Source organism: Paraburkholderia sp. RL17-373-BIF-A, assembly GCF_046030175.1.
Taxonomy (GTDB): Bacteria; Pseudomonadota; Gammaproteobacteria; order Burkholderiales; family Burkholderiaceae; genus Paraburkholderia.
In genome coordinates this window covers 25329-48405 of the sequence record NZ_JARESO010000019.1, presented here as the reverse complement: position 1 = coordinate 48405, position 23077 = coordinate 25329, and the positions used below count along the sequence as shown (strand labels likewise).

Here is a 23077-nt window from a genome sequence, read left to right as displayed (position 1 = left end):
GGGTCTTACGCTTCGAAGTGAACCGGCTCGCCCGCCTGCTGCGTGGCGTACTCCGACAGCGCGGCAAAAAACTCCGTGCCGCTGCGCGTGTCGCGCCATTCGCCGTCGACGAAACGGAAGTGGAAACCACCCGCTTTCGCGGCGATCCAGACCTCGCTCATAGGTGGCTGCAGGTTGACGATGATCTTCGAGCGGTTCTCGAATTCGAGGGTCAGGACGTTGCCGCTGCGCTCCAGTTCGATGTCGGCATCCGTGTCGTCGAGCGCGCGTTCGATGGCGGCTAGCGCGGCTTCCGCGCGGGTCAGGTATTCACTATCGGACATGCTAAACTCCATCGATTATTTATTCAGGGACAGTCATGCGAGTCGTATCTCGGATGCGCGCGGCGGCGCCCGGCCGCGCGATTGTAGCGGTTTTAGCCATTCTCGCAGGTTGTGCACTTGCCGGCTGCGGACAACGCGGTTCGCTCTATTTGCCCACCGTGCCGCCGCTACCGGCCAAGCCGATCGATCGCACGCAAACGCCGCCGAACGTTGCGCAACCCGCCTCGGCAACATCCACCGACATGAGCACCGTCCCGGATACCTCCGGCACACCGCTTTCGTTGGCGCCGGAAAACGAACTCGCCACGCCGCCCGCCTCCGCTGCATCAGCTACGGCGGCTCCGCTGCCTGCTTCCGCCGCCACACCTGTTCAATAAGACTTTCGCATGACTCGATCCGCATTTGACTACGTCGACGGCGTGCTGCACGCCGAAGGCGTGTCCGCCGTCTCCCTCGCCGAGCAGTTCGGCACGCCGCTGTACGTGTATTCGCGCGCCGCGCTCACCGAGGCGTGGAACGCCTACGCGGGTGCTTGCGCCGGGCGTCGCGCGAGTGTGCATGTCGCCGTGAAGGCCAATAGCAACCTCGCTGTGCTGAACGTGTTCGCGCGCCTGGGCGCCGGCTTCGACATCGTGTCGGGCGGCGAGCTGGCGCGTGTGTTGGCTGCCGGCGGCAAAGCGGAAAACACCGTGTTTTCCGGCGTCGGCAAGAACGCGGACGAAATGCGCGACGCGCTCGCGGCCGGCGTGAAATGCTTCAACGTCGAATCGATTCCCGAGCTCGATCGCCTGAATGCGGTTGCCGCGGAAATGGGCAAGAAAGCGCCCGTTTCGCTGCGCGTGAATCCTGACGTCGACGCGAAGACGCATCCGTATATTTCCACCGGCCTGAAGTCGAACAAATTCGGCGTCGCATTCGAGGACGCGCGCGCCACGTACCAGGCGGCTGCGGCCATGGCGAATCTCGAAGTGGTCGGCATCGACTGCCATATCGGCTCGCAGATCACCGAAGTCGCGCCGTATCTCGACGCGGTCGACAAGGTTCTGGAGCTGGTCGAGCAGATCGAGCAGGACGGCGTGAAGATTCGTCACATCGACGTGGGCGGCGGTCTCGGCATCACGTACGACGATGAAACGCCGCCGGAAATCGGCGAGTTCGTGCGCACCGTGCTCGATCGCATCGAAGCGCGCGGTCACGGCCATCGCGAAGTGTATTTCGAGCCGGGCCGTTCGCTGGTCGGCAACGCGGGCGTGCTGCTCACGCGCGTCGAGTTTCTGAAGCCGGGCGCGGAAAAGAATTTCGCTATCGTCGACGCGGCCATGACCGATCTCGCGCGCCCCGCCATGTACGAGGCGTATCACGCGATCGACCCGGTCGCGGAGCGCGACGTGCCGGCCCACGTATACGATGTGGTCGGTCCGGTTTGCGAGAGCGGCGATTGGCTCGGACGTGAACGCCTGCTGGCGGTTGAACCGGGCGATCTGCTGGCGATCCGCTCGGCCGGCGCATACGGCTTCGTGATGAGCTCGAACTACAACACACGTCCGCGCGCGGCGGAGGTGATGGTTGATGGTACACAGGTGCATGTGGTTCGCGCACGCGAAGAGGTGAAGCAGTTGTTTGCGGGCGAAACGGTTTTGCCGGCGTAACCTTTAACAACTGCCCCAACATCAAAAAGGCGATGCCACCGCAGCATCGCCTTTTTGTGTTTACGTCGCCGTTGTGCGCGATCTACGTCAGCGCAGCGCCGATCAACGCGTCTTCGACATCCTGTCACGCGCCCAAACGATCAAGCGCCAGCCCAGCAACGCCAACATGATCGCGCCGTAAATCTTCGGCAGGATCAGATCGTGTTTGCCGGCCTTCATCCACCAGAAGTGCAGGATCGCCAGCGCGCCGATTACATAGATGGACCGATGCAACATCTGCCAGCGACGCCCGAGCTTGCGCACCATCGCGCGCGGCGACGTCACGGCTAATGCGATCAGCAACACGAACGCCGCGAACCCCACCGTGATAAACGGTCGCTTGCCGATGTCCTTGATGATGTCAGCGACATCGAACCATTTATCGAACCACAGGTAAGTGGTGAAATGCAGCGTCGCGTAGAAGAACGCATAGAGTCCGAGCATCCGCCGAAAACGTACGAACGCGGCGACGCCGGTGAGTCGGCGCAACGGCGTCACGGCGAGCGTGATGCAGAGAAAGACGAGCGTCCAGAGACCCGTCGAGCGCGTGATGAACTCGATCGGATTCGCGCCGAGCCGGTCGGTCAAGCCAAATAGCACGATGCGCGCGAGCGGATACCATGCCGCGATAAACACCGCGATCTTGGCCGGCACGATCCAACGCGCGCCGGCTGCGGGGCGCTTCGCCGCCACCGACGCGGACGCTTGTGCGCGCGGCGTTTTTCGTTCGGCCTGGGTAGCGGATTGCGTATCGGAAGCCATGTTCGCGCCGCTCAAAAATTCTTCTTCAGGTCCATGCCCTGATAAAGCGACGCGACCTGATCGCCGTAGCCGTTGAACATCAACGTCTTGCGCTTGGGCGTGAAGAAACCGTCTTCGCCGATGCGTCGCTCGGTCGCCTGACTCCAGCGCGGATGATCGACGTTCGGATTCACGTTCGAATAAAACCCATATTCGTTCGATGCGTACGTATTCCAGCTGGTCGGCGGCTGCTTGTCGAGGAAGCGGATCTTCACCAGCGACTTCGCGCTCTTGAAGCCATACTTCCACGGCACCACGACCCGCACCGGCGCGCCGTTCTGATTGGGCAGCACCTGGCCGTAGAGGCCCATCGTCAGCAACGTCAGCGGATTCATCGCTTCGTCCATGCGCAGACCTTCGGAGTACGGCCAATCGAGCACGGGCGTCGACAGTCCGGGCATTTGCGACGGATCGGCCAGCGTGATGAACTGCACGTATTTGGCATTGCCCGTCGGCTGCACGCGCTTGATCAACTCCGAGAGCGGCACGCCGATCCACGGAATCACCATCGACCATCCCTCGACGCAGCGCATCCTGTACACGCGCTCCTCGAGCGGCGCGAGCTTGAGCAATTCGTCGATATCGTAGACCTTCGGATTCTTGATCTCACCCTCGACGCTCACCTTCCACGGGTGCGGCCGCAGCGTCCCGGCATTGTGCGCGGGATCGGCCTTGTCGGTGCCGAACTCGTAGAAGTTGTTGTACGTGGTGATGTCCTTGTACGGCGTGATCTTGTCGAGCGCGACGAATTTGGCGTTGGTCTTCGCCGCCAGCTTTTGCGCCTTCGGGTCCGGCGACGTGTAAGCCGCCAGCGCCTCGCCGTTCACCCCGATCAGACTGCCGAGCGCCACCGCGCCGGCCGCCTGCAACACGCGCCGCCGGTTTTGGAAAACGCGCTGCGGCGTGATTTCGCTGCGCGCAATGTCGTCGCCAGTGAGTTGAATTCTGTCGCTACGCTTGATCCACATCGTGCTGCTCCTTGCCGGCCCATCGGTCTATGCATCTTAAGGGGCCATATTGATGATCGCTCGTCCGGGCGTCCGTCTTTCAGCCATCCATGGGTACTGTCAGGGCGAACACTCTGGAGTCAGCCAATATTCCATTGGCCGTAAAAAAACCGCCGGTGCGAAGCACACGGCGGTTTTAAGTCGGTTCAGAACGGCAGATCTTACAGCTTGCCGTAACTATGCAGGCCCGACAGGAACATGTTGACGCCGAGGAAAGCGAAGGTCGTCACCAGCAGGCCAGTCAGCGCCCACCATGCCGCGACCGCGCCACGCAGGCCCTTCATCAGACGCATGTGCAGCCACGCCGCATAGTTCAGCCAGACGATCAGCGCCCACGTTTCCTTCGGGTCCCAGCTCCAGTAGCCGCCCCAGGCTTCAGCAGCCCACAGTGCGCCGAGAATCGTCGCGATCGTAAAGAAAGCGAAACCAACCGCGATCGACTTGTACATCACGTCGTCGAGCACTTCGAGCGCCGGCAGGCGATCGGCCAGCACGCCGCGCTCCTTCGATAGGTACGCGACAGCCACCATGGCCGACAACGCGAAGCTGCCATAGCCGATAAAGTTCGCCGGCACGTGAATCTTCATCCACCAGCTTTGCAGCGCCGGAACCAGCGGCTGGATCTGCTGCGCGTCGCGCGCCACCGAGTACCACATCAGGAAACCGACCGCGGCGCTGATCACCAGCAGCACGAACGCGCCGAGCGCACGGGTGTTGTAGTGCTGCTCGTAGTACAGATAGAAAAGCGCGGTGATCAGGCTGAACAGCACGAACACTTCGTACAGGTTCGAGATAGGAATATGGCCGACGTCCGCGCCGATCAGGTACGACTCGTACCAGCGCACCATCAGCCCGACGAAGCCCATCACCACTGCCGCCCACGTCATTTTTGAGCCGATCGCCGCGCCGGTCGGCGAGCGCGACAGCAGGCCGATCCAGTAGAACACGGTGGCGAACACGAAGAGCGCGCTCATCCACAGAATCGCGGACTGGCTCGACAGGAAATACTTGAGGAAGAAGGCGTTATCCGCGCGGCTGAGATCGCCGTGATAGATCTGGATGGCCAGCAGCGACAGCGCAGCGATGCCCACCATCAGCGGACGCACCGGTTTCCAGCGCCAGCCGAGCACCACGAAAACCGGCACCGCGCAGCAGAGCACCAGCTTGTCGTAGTAATTCATGAACGGGTGATAGCGCGACAGCGCGAACCCGGCGCCCGCGACCATCGCGACGGCAAACAGCCAGTCGACAACGCCGAGCCGCTTCAGGAACGGCCGTTCGTCGTACTCGCCGATGTTGAGTGACTCGCCTGCCAGCGCCTTTTGGGGCCGCGAAGAGGGAGATTGGGAAACCTGAGTCAAGTCCATGATCTTACCGGGTCGAATCTTGTGAGCTTGCGGACGGCGCGCCGGCGTTGCCGGATTTATCGGAGGCGCCGGCGGCGTCGGGTGCTTCAACGAGTTTGGCGCCCAACGCGGCGCCTACTGCGTCGCGCGTCTGGACGAACTCTTTCTCGAAGTCGAGCGTCTTGCGCGCGCTCGACATCGCCATCACGACGTTCGTGCCGTGCTCGGTGTCTTTAAGCCAGAACCAGAGGCGCCGTTCACGGATGTAGAACATCGAAAAGATGCCCAACACGAGGAGCAGGCTGCCAAGATACACGACTTTTTTGCCCGGCGCGCGCGTCAACTGAAATACCGAAGCTTGCACCTGCTTGAATGAGTCAAGCTGTAAATAGACCGGCGATCCATACAAAAAGCTGTCGGATATCGCGTTGATCGAGCTTTGGATGAAGCGGCTGGCGTCCGGATTGGCCGGCGCCTCGGGCTCGCCGAGTTGCTGGCGGGACAGTTGATACAGGTCCCACGTCGCGCCTTCCAGCATGCGCAACAGCAGGCCGGCGGCCTTTTCCTGCTCGCCCTTCGGCACCGAATGGTCGATAAAACCGGCAATAGCCTGGAAGCCGCCGACCGTCTGGCCGTTCGGCATCTTGATGCCGTTGTCCGCACCCGCAAAAAGGGTCAGCACCCGCAGCGCGCTTTCTTCGAGATGCTGTTGCAATTCCGCGTTCGAACCGGGCACCGAGCGCAGCGCGAAACGGTGAGCCGCCGAGGCGCGCATGGCCGGATCTTCGAGCGTGGCGCGCAGGTTCATCCATTCCTTGACGGTGCCGCCGTTGTCAGCGGGAATGCGCAGGTAGCGGAACGGATCGTCCGGATTCACGCGCATGCCGGCGAGGAACATCTTTTCGCCGGATACGTCGACCGGCAGCATGTAGTTGTTGTACTCGCGCGCCTGGCCGTCCTTGTCGCGCACCTTGTATTGCACCGATGGGCCGACGTTGTGCAGATCGAGCGGCTTCGAGGTCTTCGCGCCGGAGCCGAGGCGCTCGTCGAACGCTTCCTTCAACGTGCGCTGCGCCGCGACGCCGCGGGCGTCGGTCTGGCCGCTGCCGTTCTGGATGTTTTCGACGTTGATCGCGCGGAAATCGGTGAATTCGACCGTCTGGCCGTCGGCGAGCGGCGTGGCCGTGCCCAACGGCGCATTGCCGCCGATCGTGCCGCCGAACGGTGCGGTCTTCGCGCTTGCACCGCTCATCGGGTAGGCCGTCATCTGCATCTGCGAGCCGCCGTCCTGGAAGCTCGACTGATAAATCGATACGCCGTCGTAGGTGAACGGCTTGTTCACTTCGACTCGCGCCGGAACGCGCGCGCCGGTCTTGTGATCCACCACCACGATGTCGCTCGCGAACAGCTTCGGCATGCCCGTCGAGTAGTAATCGACGATGAACTTGTTCAGTTCGATCGAAAACGGCAGGTCCTGAATCAGCGAGCCGTCCGGCTGGTTGAGGATCGCCGTGGACACGTGCTGGCCTTCCGGCACCCACGCGTAGCCGCGGAACGTCGGATTGGACTGTGACAGGCGATGGTCCGGCGTGATGTCGTTGATCACCGTGTTGGCGCGGATCGGCGACTTGTCGAACAGCCACATTTGCAGCTTGATCGGCAGATTGCTGTCCAGCAGGCCGCCGAGACAGATCACCACGATCGCAATGTGAGCAGAGATGTAGCCGAACTTGGTCAAGGCGCCGCGCTTGGCGGCGATCAAGGTCGCGCCTTCGGACTCTCGCGTGACGAACTTGTAGCCGAGCTTCGCCGAGAGCTTGGCGAGCAACGTCGCGGTCTGCGCGCGGGAGGCATGCACCGCGAATTCGCCCTTGTGATGGAACGCGCGCAGGCTGCCTTCGCGAACCCTGTCCTTCCAGCTCTTCGCGTCGGCGACCATTTTCGGCGCATTGCGGATCACGCACAGCGACACCGACACCATCAGGAAGCCGAGAATCAGCATGAACCACCACGAGCTGTACACCGTGTACAGGCTCAACGAGCGGAAGATGTCCGCCCAGAACGGGCCGAACTGATTGACGTAGTTGGGATACGGATCGTCCTGCGTGAGGACGGTGCCGATGATGCTGGCGATCGACAGAATCACGAGCAACGAAATGGCAAAACGCATCGAACTCAAGACTTCGACGACGCTGCGCATGACGCGATTGCCCGACTTCGACTGCAAACCCGACGTGGTGACGCTCATTCATACTCCGACTGAACAGCAAAAAAGGGTGAAGGGCTGTCGTAGGCACGACGCCCTCACCCTTTTCTTGTTTTGTACCGGCCTCGCCGGGCCGGTTGCACTTGCGTGCGGGCTTCCTAGTGCAAGCCCGCGATGTAATCGGCTACAGCCTTGATCTCGCTGTCCGACAGACGCGTTGCAATAGCATGCATCGCCTCGTTGTTGTTACGTGCGCCAGGACCTTGCGTGAACGCGGTCAACTGCGCCACCGTGTATTCCGCCCACTGCCCCGACAGCCGTGGATACTGCGACGGAATCCCTTGCCCGGTCGGCCCGTGGCAGCTTGCGCACGCCGGCACGCCCTTGTCGGCAATGCCGCCGCGATAAATCTTCTGGCCGAGCGGCACGGTGTCCTTGTTGTGCGCGTAGCCCGGCTTCGGGGTCTGCGCCGCGAAATAAGCTGCGACGTTGACCATATCCTGATCAGACAGTGCCGCCGCCATGCCCGCCATGATCGCATTGTTGCGCGCTGGCTGCTTGGCGCCCGGCTGGGTCTTGAAGTCCTTGAGTTGCTTGACGAGATACTCAGGGTGCTGGCCCGCCAGCTTCGGATACGCGCCGCCGGCACTGTTGCCGTCTGCCCCGTGACACGACGCGCACACCTGCACCGCGATTGCCTGCCCCCGATTGACGTCCGGCTTTGCCGGTTCTGCTGCTCGTGCCTGAATTGCCAAACCTGAAAGACCTGCCGCTACATGAAGCACCATCAGAGTCTTGCTCAGTCGATTCATTCGCACACCCTGTCTCGTCTTGTGGGATTTTTAGAGCGCCCCCAAACCTGCCGCTTCGCGCCAGGCCCGGCGTTTTTCTTGAAGGTTTTGCAAAATACGACGGCGACCGAGTGACCGCCAGGAGCCGCCAAGGCACGTGGGCTGGCCCCCTCAGGTTTTCAGTAAACCATCGTATTGTACAATAACTCGCTAATCGCTAAGACGCCAGTCGGGCTTGACCCGTCCCCACTCCGGGTTCCCCGGCGTCTCGAATCCTGGCCTGATCATGTCCTTCCTGCTCCACCAATCCCGCTTTTTCACGACCGTCAATCACTTGCGTGATCTGCCGGCCACTTCGCAACCCGAGATCGCCTTTGCGGGACGCTCGAACGCAGGCAAGTCGACGGCCATTAATATTCTGTGCAATCAGAAGCGATTGGCCTTCGCCAGTAAGACGCCGGGACGCACGCAGCATATCAATTACTTTTCGGTGGGCAAGGCGGACGAGCCGACCGCGCACCTGGTCGATCTGCCGGGTTACGGCTATGCGGAAGTGCCGGGCGCGGCCAAGGCACACTGGGAAGCGCTGCTGTCCACCTACCTGCAATCGCGCTCGCAATTGCGCGGCATGATCCTGATGATGGATTCACGCCGCCCGCTGACCGATCTGGACCGCCGCATGATCGAGTGGTTCGCGCCGACCGGCAAGCCGATCCACACGCTCCTGACCAAATGCGACAAATTGACGCGTCAGGAAAGCGTGAACGCGTTGCGCGCGACCCAGAAAGGTCTGGCTGAATATCGCACCGCCGGCTACCAGGGCGAACTAACCGCCCAGCTGTTCTCGGCGCTCAAACGCGTCGGCATCGACGAAGCGCACGAGCTGATCGAAAGCTGGCTGATCCCCGAGGCGAAGGGTGAAACGGACGCCGCTCAGTAAGCGAGGCGAACACCGCCGGACAAGGCAAAAACGCCATTCCGGCCGCCCATAAAAAAACCCGCCGCTTTAACGGCGGGTCAAACAGCCTAATCGAAAAACGACAGGCACCCGCTCAGGGAGGAGAAGCGGGGAGGTCAGCGCAAGGCGCCTTGCTCGATCGGTATGATATACCATTGTCTCGAAAAGTTTCCGGCAGCGGAGGCAGGCGTTACTTGTCCACTCCACACATCCACGTTTCTTCGATTCGCTATGAGCTTCTATCCGCACTACCGTCCGCGCCGCATGCGCCGCGACGACTTCTCGCGCCGTCTGATGCGGGAAAACATCCTCACCACCAACGATCTGATTTATCCCGTCTTTATCGTCGAAGGCACCAACGTGCGGCAAGCCGTGCCGTCGATGCCGGGCGTCGAGCGCGTGTCGGTCGACCTGCTGATGGGCGTGGCTGAACAATGCGTCGAACTGGGCGTGCCCGTGCTGTCGCTGTTCCCGGCGATCGAGCCGTCGCTGAAAACGCCCGATGGCCGCGAAGCGACCAACCCGGCCGGTTTGATTCCGCGCGCGGTTCGCGAACTCAAAAAGAACTTCCCCGGGCTGGGCGTGCTCACCGACGTGGCGCTCGATCCCTACACGAGCCACGGTCAGGACGGCGTGCTCGACGAAACCGGCTATGTGATCAACGACGAGACCGTCGAGATTCTGGTCGAACAGGCGCGCGCGCAGGCTGAAGCCGGCGTCGACATCGTTGCGCCTTCGGACATGATGGACGGCCGCATTGGCGCGATCCGCGAAATGCTCGAGAGCGAAGACCATATCCATACGCGGATCATGGCTTATGCGGCCAAGTTCGCGTCGGCGTTTTACGGCCCGTTCCGCGACGCCGTCGGTTCCGCGACGAACCTCGGCAAGAGCAACAAGATGACTTACCAGATGGATCCGGCCAATTCGAATGAGGCGCTGCGCGAAGTGCAAGCGGACATCAACGAAGGCGCGGACATGGTGATGGTCAAGCCCGGCATGCCGTATCTCGATATCGTGCGTCGCGTGAAGGACGAGTTCCAGTTCCCGACCTATGTGTATCAGGTGAGTGGCGAGTACGCGATGCTGAAGGCGGCCGCGCAGAACGGCTGGCTCGATCACGACAAGGCGATGATGGAATCGCTGCTGGCGTTCAAGCGGGCGGGCGCGGACGGCGTGCTGACCTATTTCGCGTTGGATGCCGCGCGGATTTTGCGCTCGCAGAAGTAAGGCGACGCGCCGCCCGGCGCCGTGACGAACCGCCGGTTTGCGTTACGCACCCGGCGCGTTCACCCGATCCAGACTGCGCAAAAATTTATCCGCGGACTCGTAGCCGACGACGCGCAGCACCTCCTTGCCACTCTGATCGAAAAAGATGATCCCCGGTGGCCCGAACAAACTGAAGCGCTTGAGCAGCATCTGATCGTCGACATTGTTGGCGGTCACGTCGGCGCGCAACAGATTCATCTGCTTCAATTTCGCTTGAACACGCGGATCGCTGAAGGTGAATTTCTCCATCTCTTTGCAGCTGACACACCAGTCCGCGTAAAAATCGAGCATGGCGGGCTGTGCAGCCGTTTTGACGGCCTGGTCGAGTTCATTCGATGAACGCACCGGGGCGAACGTCAAATCGCTCTGCGGCTCGCTGTCCGGCTTATTCGAAGTGTTCGCGACGCCCGCTTCTCCGCCACGCGCCGCCAACACCGCAAGCGGGCGCAGCGGATCGGATGAGCCCGCCGCCAGCCCGACCAGCAGGACCGCCGCCCAGATGGCAAACGCCGCACCGATGCCTCGACCGAGCTGGCGCCACACGGAAGCCTCCGCTGTGGGTGCCGAGAACAAGCCGAGGGAGGCCGCGGCGATCAGCAGCCAGAGCGCGCTCAGTAGCATCGTCGCAGTCGCGCCGAGCACCGGCCAGACGATCCACAGGGCGGCCGCAAGCAGCACGACGCCGAAGAACACCTTGACGCTGTCCATCCATGCGCCGGCGCGCGGCAGCAGTGTGCCCGCGCCTAGACCGAGGATCAGCAGCGGCACGCCCAATCCCAATCCCATCGAAAACAGCGCCGCGCCGCCGAGCACCGCGTCGCCTGTATGCGCAATGAACGCCAGCACCGCAAAGAGCGGTGCGGTCATGCAGGCGCCGACCACCAGCGCAGACAGCGCGCCCATCACGGCAACGGCCGCAAACTTGCCCCCGGAGCGCCCGGTCGATGCACGCGAGACGCCGTCCTGCCAACGCTGCGGCAGTGCGACGTCGAAACCTGCAATCAGGGTCAGCGCGAAAATGGCCAACAGGACGCCAAAAGCACCGAGCACCCACGGGTTTTGCAGCCACGCGCCGAGACTCTGCCCGACCAGCGCGGCGGCGATGCCGAGCGCCGTGTACACGAGCGCCATGCCGATCACATAGGCCAGCGACAGTGCGAATCCACGTGCACGCGTGACGCGCGCGCCTTCGCCGATGATGATCGCCGAAAGAATCGGAATCATTGGGTACGAACACGGGAGCAGACTGAGCACGGCGCCGGCGACGAAATAGAGTCCGACGATCGCGAAGAAACCACCGCCTTGCAGCAGCGACTGCGCGTAGTCTGCGCTGGTGGCGCGGTCGTACCACGAGGTGGCCGCGGCAGCGGATTTCTGCGCAACTTCGGCGCCGGCGTCAGCCGCGCTGCCGGCCGACTGCAGAGCCGCGCCGCTCACGTGATACACGCGCTCCATCGGCGGATAGCAGATGCCGGCATCGGCACAGCCCTGCGACGTCACCGCCAGGTCGAACGGTCCGACCGCCTGTTTAACGGGAATCCGGATCGTCAGTTCGTTCCGATACGTCTCGACGTTCTTGTTAAAGGTCTGATCGAACTTGACGTGGCCAGCCGGCAATTGCGGCTCGCCGATCGTGGTCGTGCCGTTGCGCGTCGCGAAGGCGAAGCGCTCACGATACATGTAGTAGCCATCCGCGATTTTGTAGGTTACGTCGACTTCGCCGGGTTTCTCCGACGCGCTGAATTTGAACGCCACCGCAGGATCGAGAAAATCGTCCGCCGCGCGGGCGAGCGTGCCGAACTGCGCGAAGATCAGGCAACCAAGCAGGAAGAATACGGTGCGCAGTGCATTGCGCACGCGCCGATCGAGGCCGTTAAACATGAAGAGGACGTTGGGTTTCAGCAGTGATCCACTGGCCGTACGCGGCCGATGCCGTCGCTTGCCATGAGAGGATTTCCGGCGTGTCGTAGGGATGGTGAGCCTGAATGTACTGCTCGAGTTCGAGCGCGCGTGCCGCGCTGGTCTTGAACAGCAACTGGATTTCCTGCGCTGTTTCGATCGCGCCCTGCCAGTGATAGCTGGACTGCACGGTGCCTAACTGCGTGACACAGGCACATAGCCGCGCGGCCAAGGCATCTGCGGCAAGCTTCTGAGCCACGGCCGCATCCGGTACCGTTGTCAGAATCAAGGTCACATTCACGCTCACAGATGGCTCCGGCAAAGGCACGATTCAGGTGCCGATATCGTATCACCTAGCCTTGTCCGACCGCTGAGGGCTCTGCAGCGGCCACTCGGCAAATGGCCGCAACCATTGCGTTCTGGCGCTATAAACAAAAAAGCCAGGCTTGGCGCCTGGCTTTTTTAGATGCGAGGAAGCTTACTCAGCTTCTTGCACTTCAACTTCTTCAACTTCCGGACGGTCGAGCAGTTCGACCAGTGCCATCGGAGCGTTGTCGCCGACGCGGAAGCCGAACTTCAGAACGCGCAGATAGCCGCCCGGACGGGTAGCGTAACGCGGGCCCAGAACTTCGAACAGCTTCGTGACCGAGTCACGATCGCGCAGGCGGTTGAACGCCAGACGACGATTTGCCAGCGACGGCTTCTTGCCGAGCGTGATCAGCGGTTCGACAACTTTACGGAGTTCTTTCGCCTTCGGCAGCGTGGTCTTGATGACTTCGTGCTCGATCAGCGAATTGGACATATTACGGAGCATTGCCAGACGGTGGCTGCTCGTGCGGTTCAGTTTCCGCAAACCATGACGGTGACGCATGTTAATTCCTTCGATTCAGAGTTTTGGTCCAGCTCTTCTATCGCGCTCGAACTACCTGCGGTTTCCCAATGGTAGCGAGTGCACGGGCCGGTAGTGAAAAAAGACAAGACGCGGATTTTAAAGCAAAATCCGCGTCTTTGCCAGTGCAGCGGCGGGTTCTGTCCCGGGATTACTTGTCGACTTACTTGTCCAACCCTGCCGGCGGCCAGTTTTCGAGTTTCATGCCGAGCGTCAAACCACGCGACGCCAGTACTTCCTTGATTTCGTTCAGCGACTTGCGACCCAGATTCGGCGTCTTCAGCAGCTCGTTTTCCGTGCGCTGGATCAGGTCGCCGATGTAGTAAATGTTCTCGGCCTTCAGGCAGTTCGCGGAACGAACCGTCAGTTCGAGATCATCGACCGGACGCAGCAGGATCGGATCGATCTGCGGCGCACGCGACGGCGCTTCAGCCGTTGCTTCGGTGCCTTCCAGTGCAGCGAAGACCGACAGTTGATCGACCAGAATGCGCGCCGATTGACGGATCGCTTCTTCCGGCGAAATCACACCGTTGGTTTCGATGTTCATCACGAGCTTGTCGAGGTCGGTACGCTGTTCGACGCGAGCGCTTTCAACGGCGTAGCTCACGCGGCGAACCGGCGAGAACGACGCGTCCAGCACGATACGGCCGATGATCTTGGCCGACTCTTCGCCGTAACGACGCACGTTGCCCGGCACGTAGCCGCGGCCCTTCTCGACCTTGATCTGCACGTCGAGCTTGCCGCCCTTCGACAGATGCGCAATCACGTGATCCGGGTTGATCACTTCGCAATCGTGCGCGACTTCGATGTCGCCAGCGGTGACAACGCCTTCGCCTTCCTTGCGCAGCGTAACCGTTACTTCGTCACGGTTATGCAGCTTGAAGACCACGCCCTTCAGGTTCAACAACAGGTTGACCACATCCTCTTGCACACCGTCGAGCGTCGAATACTCATGTACGACGCCTGCGATCGTCACTTCGGTCGGCGCGTAGCCCACCATCGACGACAGCAGCACACGCCGGAGCGCGTTACCCAAGGTGTGGCCGTAACCGCGTTCAAACGGTTCCATGACCACTTTCGCATGGCTCTCACCAAGCGATTCAACAGCGATGATCTTGGGCTTCAACAAACTGGTTTGCATAGGTTTTCCTTTTCAATACCCTCGGCTCGTTACACCGATAAGGCTGACCGGTAACAACCTGAAAATAAACAGCCGAGGCGCCCCCTTGCTCAGCGCAATCAGGGTGCCCCGGCCGTTAATCCGATTACCGCGAATACAATTCGACGATCAGGCTTTCGTTGATATCGCCAGCGATGTCGCTGCGTTCCGGCTTCTGCTTGAACGTGCCTTCGAACTTCTTCGAATCGACAGCGACCCAGCTCGGCAGACCGCCTTGCTCAGCCAGCGACAGCGCTTCGAGAATCCGCGCCTGCTTCTTCTTCGTTTCGCGCACCGCGACGACGTCGCCTGCCTTCACTTGCATCGACGGGATGTTCGACACCACGCCGTTCACGACGATCGCCTTGTGGCTCACGAGCTGACGTGCTTCAGCACGCGTCGAGCCGAAGCCCATGCGATACACGACGTTGTCCAGACGCGATTCGAGCAACTGCAGCAGGTTTTCACCCGTGTTGCCCTTCAGGCGGTCGGCTTCAGCGAAGTAACGACGGAATTGACGCTCGAGGACACCGTAGATGCGCTTCACTTTTTGCTTTTCGCGCAGCTGCGTGCCGTAGTCGGACGTACGTGCGCCCGAGGTGCGGCCGTGTTGGCCGGGCTTGCTGTCAAGCTTGCACTTGTCAGCGAGCGAACGACGGGCGCTCTTCAGGAAAAGGTCAGTGCCTTCACGGCGGGACAGCTTGGCCTTAGGGCCGATATAACGTGCCACGTTGATTCCTTCAGTGATTAATCACGCGAATGCGTGCACTCGCGCTAGTCCGAGCCCTTTGGGCCGAACGGTGGGCTTAGTCAATTCAATAGCGCAAGCAGCCTGCCGCCGCGCAGGGCGGCAACAGGCGCAAGCAATACTAGCGTCTTAGATACGACGACGCTTCGGCGGACGGCAGCCGTTGTGCGGGACCGGGGTCACGTCGGAGATCGCAGTGATCTTGATGCCAAGACCATGCAACGCGCGCACCGCCGACTCACGGCCAGGACCGGGGCCCTTGATCCGCACTTCGAGGTTCTTCACGCCGTATTCCATCGCCACGCGGCCAGCCGATTCGGCTGCCACCTGGGCTGCAAACGGGGTCGATTTACGCGAACCCTTGAAGCCCTGACCACCCGACGTTGCCCAAGCAAGTGCATTGCCTTGACGATCGGTGATCGTGATGATGGTGTTGTTGAACGACGCGTGAACGTGAACCACGCCCTCGGCGACGTTCTTCTTGACCTTCTTGCGAACGCGTTGCGCCGCGGAGTTGTTCGAAGCCTTAGCCATTACGTTTTCCTGTAACTGTCAGTTCCGCTTACTTCTTCAGCGATTGCGCTGCACGACGCGGACCCTTGCGCGTACGGGCATTCGTACGCGTACGCTGGCCGCGCAGGGGCAAGCCCTTACGATGCCGAACGCCACGGTAGCAGCCGAGATCCATCAGGCGCTTGATGTTCATCGTCGTTTCACGGCGCAGATCGCCTTCAACGATGAACTTGCCGACTTCTTCACGCAGCTTTTCGAGGTCTGCGTCGTTCAGGTCTTTGACCTTCTTCGAAAATGCCACACCAGCAGCGACGCAAATGTCGCGCGAGCGCGTGCGGCCGACACCGTAAATAGCCGTGAGGCCGATTTCGGTGTGCTGGTGATTCGGGATGTTAACCCCTGCGATACGAGCCATTGTTTTTCCTCAAACAAAAAGCGCAAGCAAAAGCGCGGCGTTCAGCCTTGACGCTGTTTGTGGCGCGGATCAGAGCTGCAAATCACGCGCACAACGCCTTTGCGCTTGATGATCTTGCAATTGCGGCAAATGCGCTTAACCGATGCCATCACTTTCATGATATTACCCTTTTTTCAAATCACTTCGCCCGGAACACGATCCGCGCACGCGACAGATCGTAAGGCGTCAATTCAACCGTCACCTTGTCGCCCGGCAAGATTCGGATGTAGTGCATCCGCATCTTCCCGGATATGTGTCCCAATACGACATGGCCGTTTTCCAGCTTCACCCTGAAGGTAGCGTTAGGCAGGTTTTCGATGACTTCACCCTGCATCTGGATAACATCGTCTTTGGCCATAAGTCCTTTCAACGCATCGGGACGCCGCCGCCTTTGAAATTAGCTTTCTTCAGCAGCGATTCATACTGTTGCGACATAACGTACGACTGCACCTGCGCCATGAAATCCATTGTGACGACGACAATGATCAGCAGCGACGTTCCACCAAAATAAAACGGCACGTTCCAGCGCAGCACCAAAAACTCGGGCAGCAGACAAACAAACACGATGTAGATCGCACCGGCCAGCGTCAGACGCGTGAGGATGCGGTCGATATATCGCGCCGTTTGATCGCCCGGGCGGATGCCTGGGACGAAAGCGCCACTCTTTTTCAGGTTGTCGGCCGTCTCTCTGCTGTTGAACACCAGTGCGGTGTAGAAGAAACAGAAGAAAACGATCGCCAACGCGTACAGCAACACGTACACGGGTTGGCCGGGCTTGAGGGCTTCGGCCACGTTGTGCAACGTGTCTGCGAACCAGCCGGTACGCGACCCCGAACTAAACCAGTTCAGGATAGTTGCCGGGAAGAGAATGATCGACGATGCAAAGATCGGCGGAATCACGCCCGACATGTTCAGCTTCAACGGCAGATGCGAAGACTGTCCGCCGTAAATCTTGTTACCGACTTGCCGCTTTGCGTAGTTCACAAGAATCTTGCGCTGGCCGCGTTCGATGAACACCACCAGATACGTCACAGCAGCAATCAGCGCGACGACGATAATCGCGGATATCGGGCTCATCGAACCGGTTTGCACCAGCGAAACAAGACCACCGATCGCATTCGGGAAACCCGCTGCAATCCCGCCGAAAATAATGATCGAGATACCGTTGCCAAGCCCGCGTTCCGTGATCTGCTCACCTAGCCACATCAGGAACATCGTGCCGGTCACCAGCGTCACGACCGTCGTCAACCGAAAAACCATCCCCGGGTCGATCACGAGACCAGGCTGATTTTCCAGCGCCACGGCAATGCCGAAGGCCTGGAACGTTGCCAGCAGGACCGTAAAGATACGCGTGTACTGCGTAATCTTCCGTTGACCTGCCTGCCCTTCTTTTTTCAGCGCTTCGAGCTGCGGCGAGACAATCGCCAGCAACTGCATGATGATCGACGCCGAAATATACGGCATGATCCCCAGCGCAAAAATCGTGAACCGCGAAAGTGCGCCACCCGAGAACATGTTGAACATGCCAAGGATGCCGCCCGACTGGCTTTGGAACAACTTTGCCAGCTGGTCCGGGTCAATACCCGGCACCGGAATATGCGCGCCGATACGGTAGACGATCAGCGCCAGCAGCAGGAACACTGCTCGCCGACGCAGATCGCCGAACTTCGCCGCGCTGCGACCGGGTTTTGCGAGACTCGGGCTGTTAGCCAAGTACCTTCTCCGATGCAAATGCTAGTGACGGCAAATAACTTGCGCGTTACTCGGCAAAAGAGCCGCCGGCTGCTTCAATAGCAGCGCGCGCACCCTTCGTCGCACCCAGACCCTTCACAACGACCTTGCGCTTGAGCTCGCCCGTCGCGATGATCTTGGCGCTCTTGATCAGCTCGCCGACCAAGCCGGCTTGCTTCAGAGCCAGCAGATCGATTTCGTCGACCGGCAGCTTTTCCAGATCCGAGAGACGCACTTCACCGACGAATTCCTTCGTCAGCGAGGTGAAGCCACGCTTCGGCAGGCGACGTTGCAGCGGCATTTGACCGCCTTCGAAGCCAACCTTGTGAAAGCCGCCCGAACGCGACTTCTGACCCTTGTGACCACGGCCGGCGGTTTTGCCGAGGCCGGAGCCGATGCCGCGACCAACGCGACGCTTTGCGTGCTTCGCGCCTTCAGCCGGCTTCAGGTTATTCAATTCCATTATCAACTCCTTGAGTCCTGGTCAGCCGCTTAGCTGATGACCTTAACGAGGTACGAAACCTTGTTGATCATGCCGCGCACAGCCGGCGTGTCCTGCAACTCGCTAACCGAGTTGAGTCGGCGCAGGCCCAAGCCACGCACCGTTGCACGGTGCGTTTCACGGGTGCCGATCAGGCTCTTGACGAGCTGGACCTTGACAGTTTTATCAGACATGGTGTCCACCTTAGCCCAGAATATCTTCGACGGACTTGCCGCGCTTCGCCGCGATGTCGCCCGGCGTGGACTGCTTGCGCAGACCGTCGAGCGTTGCACGAACGAGGTTGTACGGGTTCGTCGAACCGTGGCTCTTGGCCACAACGTTCTGCACGCCCATCACGTCGAACACTGCGCGCATCGGGCCGCCAGCGATCACACCGGTACCGTCCTTGGCCGGGGCCAGGAGGACCATCGATGCGCCGTGCTTACCGTGCACTTCGTGTTGCAGGGTACCGTTCTTGAGCGGCACCTTGAACATGTTGCGGCGAGCCTGTTCCATCGCCTTCTGAACAGCGACCGGCACTTCCTTCGCCTTGCCCTTGCCCATACCGACGCGGCCATCACCGTCGCCAACCACGGTCAGTGCGGCGAAACCGAGAATCCGGCCACCCTTCACGACCTTGGTCACGCGGTTGACCGAAATCATTTTTTCACGAAGGCCGTCGTCGCGTTCGTCAGCCTGAACTTTCGCTTGCATCTTTGCCATGACGAATTCTTCCCTTAGAACTTGAGTCCGGCTTCGCGCGCCGCATCAGCCAGCGCTTTCACGCGGCCGTGGTAACGGAAACCCGAACGGTCGAAGGCGACGGATTCGATGCCGGCAGCCTTAGCCTTTTCTGCGATGCGCTTACCGATCAGCGTAGCAGCGGCGACGTTGCCGCCCTTGCCCGTTTGATCAGCCAGTTGCGCACGCACTTCGGCCTCGAGCGTCGACGCGCTGGCGAGCACCTTGGTGCCGCACGGCGAGAACACTTGCGCATAGATGTGCGTGTTCGTGCGATGCACGGCGAGACGCGCGACCTGCAGCTCAGCGATCTTGATACGCGTCTGACGAGCGCGGCGCAGGCGAGATTGAGTCTTATCCATGATTGCGCACCCTTACTTCTTCTTCGTTTCTTTGAGGATCACAACCTCGTTGGCGTAACGCACACCCTTGCCCTTGTAGGGCTCCGGAGGGCGATAGCCGCGCACTTCTGCAGCGACCTGGCCAACTTGTTGCTTATTGATCCCCTTGATCACGATTTCGGTTTGCGTCGGGGTTTCAGCCTTGACGCCTTCCGGCATCTGGTGCACCACGGGGTGCGAGAAACCCAGCGACAGATTCAGCTTGTCGCCTTGCGCTTGTGCGCGGTAACCAACGCCAACCAGCGTCAGCTTGCGCTCGAAACCCTTCGTCACGCCGTTCACCATGTTCGCAACCAGTGCGCGCATCGTGCCCGACATCGCATTCGCTTCGCGGCTTTCGTCAACCGGCTCGAACTTCAGCGTGCCGTTGTCGTTCACCACCTTCACGAGGCTGTTAGCAGCCTGCGAAATCGTACCCAGCGGGCCCTTGACGGTAATGCGATCGTCGCTCAGGGCCACTTCGGCGCCTTGCAGCGCGACCGGGCTTTTACCTACTCGAGACATGTTTCTCTCCTTTCGGCCTTAAGCGACGTAGCAGATGACTTCGCCGCCAACGCCCGTTGCGCGCGCCTTGCGGTCCGTCATCACGCCCTTCGGCGTCGACACGATTGCCACGCCGAGGCCATTCATGACCACAGGGATGTCGTTACGGCCGCGGTACACACGCAGACCAGGCTTCGAAACGCGTTCAATGCGCTCGATGACCGGGCGGCCAGCGTAGTACTTCAACACGATGTTCAATTCAGACTTCGCACCTTCGGACTTCACTGCGAAATCATCGATATAGCCTTCGTCCTTCAGGACCTGCGCAATCGCAACCTTGACTTTCGACGAGGGCATAGTCACCGAGACTTTCTCAACCATCTGCGCATTGCGGATGCGAGTCAGCATATCGGCGATAGGATCACTCATGCTCATTTACGTTTCTCCTATTACCAGCTCGCCTTGGTCAGGCCAGGGATCTCGCCGCGGAACGCGATTTCGCGAATCTTGTTACGCGCCAGCCCGAATTTACGGAACGTGCCACGCGGGCGACCGGTAATTGCGCAGCGGTTGCGCTTACGGGTCGGGTTAGAGTTGCGCGGCAGTTGTTGCAGTTCCAGACGTGCTGCGTAATGCTCTTCGTCCGACTTGCTCATATCGCCGATAATCGCTTTCAGCTCAGCACGCTTGGGAGCGTACTTAGCGGCCAGGCGAGCACGCTTCTTTTCACGTTCGATCAGTGCCAGTTTAGCCACGGTAACCTCAGTTTCTGAACGGGAACTTGAAGCTGGCGAGCAGAGCCTTTGCTTCGTCGTCGGTCTTCGCAGTCGTCGTGATGCTGATGTTCAGCCCACGCAGTGCGTCGATCTTGTCGTAGTCGATTTCGGGGAAAATGATCTGCTCTTTCACACCGATGTTGTAGTTGCCGCGACCATCGAACGCACGACCCGACACGCCACGGAAGTCACGCACACGGGGGAGCGCGACCGTCACGAAACGGTCCAGAAATTCGTACATTGCCTGACCACGCAACGTGACCATTGCACCGATCGGATAGCCCTGACGGATCTTGAAGCCAGCGATTGCCTTGCGTGCCTTCGTGATCACCGGCTTCTGGCCTGCGATCTTCGTCAGGTCGCCGACGGCGTTTTCGATGATCTTCTTGTCAGCAACCGCTTCGCCAAGGCCCATGTTCAGGGTGATCTTGGTGATGCGCGGCACTTCCATCACGGACTTGTAACCGAACTTCTCGATGAGGCCGGGTACAACCTTCTCTTTGTAAAACTCTTGCAAACGAGCCATTTTTTTACTCCGCAGCGTCAGGCGCTCAGCTCGGCACCGGTCGTCTTAAGGAAACGGACTTTCTTGTCTCCTTCGACCTTGATGCCTACACGCGACGCCTTGCCATTCGCGTCGACCAATGCGACGTTCGAAATTTGCAGCGGCATCGTCTTGGCTTCCACACCGCCCGTCGTACCCTTCATCGGGTTCGGCTTGACGTGTTTCTTGACGAGGTTGATACCCTCGACAATCACTTTGCCTTCGCCAACGGACAGCACGACGCCGCGCTTGCCTTTATCTTTGCCGGTGATGACGATAACTTCGTCACCCTTGCGAATCTTGTTCATCGCGACTCCTTACAGCACTTCGGGTGCCAACGAAACGATCTTCATGAATCGTTCGCTGCGCAACTCGCGCGTGACAGGCCCGAAAATACGGGTGCCAATAGGTTCGAGCTTGGCATTCAACAACACAGCGGCGTTGCCATCGAACTTGATCAGCGAGCCGTCCTGACGGCGCACGCCCTTGGCGGTGCGAACCACCACGGCGTTGTAAATTTCGCCTTTCTTCACGCGCCCGCGCGGCGTTGCTTCTTTGACGGTCACCTTGATGATGTCGCCAATGCTGGCATAACGACGCTTCGAGCCGCCGAGCACCTTGATGCACATGACTTCACGCGCACCCGTGTTGTCGGCCACTTCAAGCCGAGTTTCGGTCTGGATCATGGTTTATCTTTCCCAACTTAATCCGGCCACACCACCATGGCGTACCCGGTCAGTCTTGGTCCCGTCAGCCAATCGGCTGCTTGGGTATGAACAGCAGCGACGGCAAACGAAACCCGCCATCGCAATCCGGTGAATCCTTCGGAACAGACTGGCGCCTGAACCGCTTCCCCCACCAACTTCGCCCGCGACGGGGCTCCCATAAAAGAGGGAAGACCGAGATTATAACAAATAATCCCGGTCTTGCAAGCGAAACTTACTGCGATTTCAATTACTTCTACAACTTTGCGGCGTCAGATGACGCGAGCAGCCTCGACCAGGCGAGCCACAACCCAAGCTTTCGTCTTCGAAATCGGACGTGTTTCCTGGATTTCAACGAGGTCACCCTCGTTGTACGTATTCGCATCGTCGTGCGCATGGTACTTCTTCGAACGCACAACGTACTTGCCGTAGATCGGGTGCTTCACGCGGTGCTCAACCAGCACGGTGACCGTCTTGTCCATCTTGTTGCTGACGACCTTGCCGACCAGCGTCCGCTTGAGCGAGGTTTTTACGCTATCGTTCATTTCTGGTTCGCCTTCTCAGTCAGGACGGTCCGCACACGTGCGATGTCGCGACGAACCTTCTTCAACTGGCTCGTGTTCGTAAGCTGCTGGGTCGCGAGTTGCATGCGCAGGCCGAATTGCGCCTTCAACAGGTCCGACAGCTCCTTGTTGAGCGCGGCCTGATCTTTCTGGTGAAGTTCGGAAGCCTTCATCATTTGCTCCTTAGGCGCCGAGCTGACGCACGATAAACGTCGTCTTGAGCGGCAGCTTAGCTGCAGCCAGACGGAACGCTTCGCGTGCCAGCTCTTCGGTTACGCCGTCCATTTCGTACAGCATCTTGCCCGGTTGAATCTCTGCGACGTAGTACTCAGGGTTACCTTTACCGTTACCCATACGTACTTCAGCCGGCTTGTGCGAGATCGGCTTGTCCGGGAAGATGCGGATCCAGATGCGGCCACCACGCTTGATGTGACGCGTCATTGCACGACGTGCCGCTTCAATCTGGCGCGCGGTCAAGCGACCACGACCGATAGCCTTCAGGCCGAACTCACCGAACGACACCGCGTTGCCGCGGGTAGCGATACCGGTGTTACGACCCTTCTGCTCTTTGCGATACTTTCTGCGTTTCGGTTGCAGCATCG

At 60.1% G+C, this 23077-nt stretch carries 33 protein-coding genes; 4 read left to right on the top strand and 29 right to left on the bottom strand.

Annotated elements, in window-relative coordinates:
• Positions 1 to 5 precede the first annotated feature (5 nt).
• A complete protein-coding gene (cyaY, locus tag P0D80_RS23415; protein WP_408286914.1) occupies positions 6 to 323 on the bottom strand; it encodes an iron donor protein CyaY in 318 nt (105 codons plus the stop codon).
• Between the two features lie 35 nt (positions 324 to 358).
• Here cyaY and lptM point away from each other — a divergent pair, with 35 nt between their 5' ends.
• Entirely contained in the window at positions 359 to 700 is a 342-nt protein-coding gene (gene lptM, locus P0D80_RS23410; protein WP_408179046.1) for an LPS translocon maturation chaperone LptM, read from the top strand.
• A 9-nt stretch (positions 701 to 709) separates the two neighbouring features.
• Positions 710 to 1972 carry a diaminopimelate decarboxylase gene (gene lysA / locus P0D80_RS23405; protein WP_408179045.1) on the top strand — a complete coding sequence of 421 codons (1263 nt, stop codon included), beginning with the start codon at positions 710 to 712 and terminating at the stop codon, positions 1970 to 1972.
• Between the two features lie 102 nt (positions 1973 to 2074).
• Here lysA and msrQ read toward each other — a convergent pair whose 3' ends face one another.
• The 5 genes from msrQ to P0D80_RS23380 form a co-directional block, all read right to left on the bottom strand.
• Positions 2075 to 2773, bottom strand: a complete 699-nt coding sequence (msrQ, locus tag P0D80_RS23400) for a protein-methionine-sulfoxide reductase heme-binding subunit MsrQ (protein ID WP_408179044.1) — start codon at positions 2771 to 2773, stop codon at positions 2075 to 2077.
• An 11-nt stretch (positions 2774 to 2784) separates the two neighbouring features.
• Complete coding sequence (gene msrP / locus P0D80_RS23395) at positions 2785 to 3780, bottom strand: protein-methionine-sulfoxide reductase catalytic subunit MsrP (protein WP_408286913.1); 996 nt, start codon at positions 3778 to 3780, stop codon at positions 2785 to 2787.
• Positions 3781 to 3980: 200 nt separating this feature from the next.
• On the bottom strand, positions 3981 to 5186 hold the full coding sequence (gene ccsB / locus P0D80_RS23390; protein WP_408179042.1) for a c-type cytochrome biogenesis protein CcsB: 1206 nt from the start codon (positions 5184 to 5186) through the stop codon (positions 3981 to 3983).
• Between the two features lie 4 nt (positions 5187 to 5190).
• Positions 5191 to 7413 carry a cytochrome c biogenesis protein ResB gene (locus P0D80_RS23385; RefSeq protein WP_408286911.1) on the bottom strand — a complete coding sequence of 741 codons (2223 nt, stop codon included), beginning with the start codon at positions 7411 to 7413 and terminating at the stop codon, positions 5191 to 5193.
• A 116-nt stretch (positions 7414 to 7529) separates the two neighbouring features.
• A complete protein-coding gene (locus P0D80_RS23380) occupies positions 7530 to 8183 on the bottom strand; it encodes a c-type cytochrome (protein ID WP_408179040.1) in 654 nt (217 codons plus the stop codon).
• 265 nt (positions 8184 to 8448) lie between these two features.
• Between P0D80_RS23380 and yihA the strand changes: the two genes are divergently transcribed.
• Positions 8449 to 9102: a ribosome biogenesis GTP-binding protein YihA/YsxC gene (yihA, locus tag P0D80_RS23375; RefSeq protein ID WP_408179039.1), complete on the top strand. Its 654-nt coding sequence runs from the start codon at positions 8449 to 8451 to the stop codon at positions 9100 to 9102.
• A gap of 249 nt (positions 9103 to 9351) precedes the next feature.
• A complete protein-coding gene (hemB, locus tag P0D80_RS23370) occupies positions 9352 to 10350 on the top strand; it encodes a porphobilinogen synthase (RefSeq protein WP_132376702.1) in 999 nt (332 codons plus the stop codon).
• 42 nt (positions 10351 to 10392) lie between these two features.
• On the opposite strand, the gene dsbD is transcribed toward hemB, so the two are convergent.
• From dsbD to rplP, 23 genes are all read right to left on the bottom strand, one after another.
• Entirely contained in the window at positions 10393 to 12270 is a 1878-nt protein-coding gene (gene dsbD, locus P0D80_RS23365) for a protein-disulfide reductase DsbD (RefSeq protein ID WP_408179038.1), read from the bottom strand.
• Complete coding sequence (gene cutA, locus P0D80_RS23360; protein ID WP_408179037.1) at positions 12263 to 12595, bottom strand: divalent-cation tolerance protein CutA; 333 nt, start codon at positions 12593 to 12595, stop codon at positions 12263 to 12265. Before cutA ends, dsbD begins: the two co-directional genes overlap by 8 nt.
• Positions 12596 to 12766: 171 nt before the next feature.
• Entirely contained in the window at positions 12767 to 13159 is a 393-nt protein-coding gene (gene rplQ, locus P0D80_RS23355) for a 50S ribosomal protein L17 (protein ID WP_006052227.1), read from the bottom strand.
• 181 nt (positions 13160 to 13340) lie between these two features.
• On the bottom strand, positions 13341 to 14318 hold the full coding sequence (locus P0D80_RS23350; RefSeq protein ID WP_408286907.1) for a DNA-directed RNA polymerase subunit alpha: 978 nt from the start codon (positions 14316 to 14318) through the stop codon (positions 13341 to 13343).
• Between the two features lie 124 nt (positions 14319 to 14442).
• A complete protein-coding gene (rpsD, locus tag P0D80_RS23345; RefSeq protein WP_106284146.1) occupies positions 14443 to 15066 on the bottom strand; it encodes a 30S ribosomal protein S4 in 624 nt (207 codons plus the stop codon).
• A 147-nt stretch (positions 15067 to 15213) separates the two neighbouring features.
• The gene (gene rpsK / locus P0D80_RS23340) at positions 15214 to 15618 is read right to left on the bottom strand and encodes a 30S ribosomal protein S11 (RefSeq protein ID WP_006052224.1); all 405 of its coding nucleotides are present in this window, start codon (positions 15616 to 15618) and stop codon (positions 15214 to 15216) included.
• 28 nt (positions 15619 to 15646) lie between these two features.
• Entirely contained in the window at positions 15647 to 16012 is a 366-nt protein-coding gene (gene rpsM, locus P0D80_RS23335; protein ID WP_012434566.1) for a 30S ribosomal protein S13, read from the bottom strand.
• 41 nt (positions 16013 to 16053) lie between these two features.
• Positions 16054 to 16170, bottom strand: a complete 117-nt coding sequence (rpmJ, locus tag P0D80_RS23330) for a 50S ribosomal protein L36 (protein WP_004199844.1) — start codon at positions 16168 to 16170, stop codon at positions 16054 to 16056.
• Positions 16171 to 16190: 20 nt separating this feature from the next.
• On the bottom strand, positions 16191 to 16409 hold the full coding sequence (infA, locus tag P0D80_RS23325; RefSeq protein ID WP_004521905.1) for a translation initiation factor IF-1: 219 nt from the start codon (positions 16407 to 16409) through the stop codon (positions 16191 to 16193).
• Positions 16410 to 16417: 8 nt separating this feature from the next.
• Positions 16418 to 17764 carry a preprotein translocase subunit SecY gene (gene secY / locus P0D80_RS23320; RefSeq protein ID WP_011490049.1) on the bottom strand — a complete coding sequence of 449 codons (1347 nt, stop codon included), beginning with the start codon at positions 17762 to 17764 and terminating at the stop codon, positions 16418 to 16420.
• Between the two features lie 46 nt (positions 17765 to 17810).
• The gene (gene rplO, locus P0D80_RS23315) at positions 17811 to 18245 is read right to left on the bottom strand and encodes a 50S ribosomal protein L15 (RefSeq protein WP_011490050.1); all 435 of its coding nucleotides are present in this window, start codon (positions 18243 to 18245) and stop codon (positions 17811 to 17813) included.
• Between the two features lie 29 nt (positions 18246 to 18274).
• A complete protein-coding gene (gene rpmD, locus P0D80_RS23310) occupies positions 18275 to 18457 on the bottom strand; it encodes a 50S ribosomal protein L30 (RefSeq protein WP_007180126.1) in 183 nt (60 codons plus the stop codon).
• Positions 18458 to 18467: 10 nt separating this feature from the next.
• Positions 18468 to 18986 carry a 30S ribosomal protein S5 gene (rpsE, locus tag P0D80_RS23305; protein WP_006052219.1) on the bottom strand — a complete coding sequence of 173 codons (519 nt, stop codon included), beginning with the start codon at positions 18984 to 18986 and terminating at the stop codon, positions 18468 to 18470.
• 14 nt (positions 18987 to 19000) lie between these two features.
• Entirely contained in the window at positions 19001 to 19366 is a 366-nt protein-coding gene (gene rplR / locus P0D80_RS23300) for a 50S ribosomal protein L18 (protein ID WP_006052218.1), read from the bottom strand.
• Positions 19367 to 19378: 12 nt separating this feature from the next.
• The gene (gene rplF / locus P0D80_RS23295; protein WP_132376698.1) at positions 19379 to 19909 is read right to left on the bottom strand and encodes a 50S ribosomal protein L6; all 531 of its coding nucleotides are present in this window, start codon (positions 19907 to 19909) and stop codon (positions 19379 to 19381) included.
• Positions 19910 to 19927: 18 nt separating this feature from the next.
• Complete coding sequence (gene rpsH / locus P0D80_RS23290) at positions 19928 to 20323, bottom strand: 30S ribosomal protein S8 (RefSeq protein ID WP_006052216.1); 396 nt, start codon at positions 20321 to 20323, stop codon at positions 19928 to 19930.
• A 14-nt stretch (positions 20324 to 20337) separates the two neighbouring features.
• Complete coding sequence (gene rpsN, locus P0D80_RS23285) at positions 20338 to 20643, bottom strand: 30S ribosomal protein S14 (RefSeq protein WP_006052215.1); 306 nt, start codon at positions 20641 to 20643, stop codon at positions 20338 to 20340.
• A 7-nt stretch (positions 20644 to 20650) separates the two neighbouring features.
• On the bottom strand, positions 20651 to 21190 hold the full coding sequence (gene rplE / locus P0D80_RS23280) for a 50S ribosomal protein L5 (RefSeq protein ID WP_006052214.1): 540 nt from the start codon (positions 21188 to 21190) through the stop codon (positions 20651 to 20653).
• Positions 21191 to 21207: 17 nt separating this feature from the next.
• Positions 21208 to 21516, bottom strand: a complete 309-nt coding sequence (rplX, locus tag P0D80_RS23275) for a 50S ribosomal protein L24 (RefSeq protein WP_006052213.1) — start codon at positions 21514 to 21516, stop codon at positions 21208 to 21210.
• A 9-nt stretch (positions 21517 to 21525) separates the two neighbouring features.
• The gene (gene rplN / locus P0D80_RS23270) at positions 21526 to 21894 is read right to left on the bottom strand and encodes a 50S ribosomal protein L14 (RefSeq protein ID WP_006052212.1); all 369 of its coding nucleotides are present in this window, start codon (positions 21892 to 21894) and stop codon (positions 21526 to 21528) included.
• A 290-nt stretch (positions 21895 to 22184) separates the two neighbouring features.
• Positions 22185 to 22457 carry a 30S ribosomal protein S17 gene (gene rpsQ / locus P0D80_RS23265; RefSeq protein WP_007180129.1) on the bottom strand — a complete coding sequence of 91 codons (273 nt, stop codon included), beginning with the start codon at positions 22455 to 22457 and terminating at the stop codon, positions 22185 to 22187.
• Positions 22454 to 22648 (bottom strand): 50S ribosomal protein L29, encoded by a 195-nt coding sequence (rpmC, locus tag P0D80_RS23260; RefSeq protein ID WP_007180130.1) that lies wholly within the window; start codon positions 22646 to 22648, stop codon positions 22454 to 22456. The genes rpsQ and rpmC overlap by 4 nt, the downstream gene beginning before the upstream one ends.
• A gap of 10 nt (positions 22649 to 22658) precedes the next feature.
• The gene (rplP, locus tag P0D80_RS23255; protein ID WP_007180131.1) at positions 22659 to 23075 is read right to left on the bottom strand and encodes a 50S ribosomal protein L16; all 417 of its coding nucleotides are present in this window, start codon (positions 23073 to 23075) and stop codon (positions 22659 to 22661) included.
• Positions 23076 to 23077: the final 2 nt, after the last annotated feature.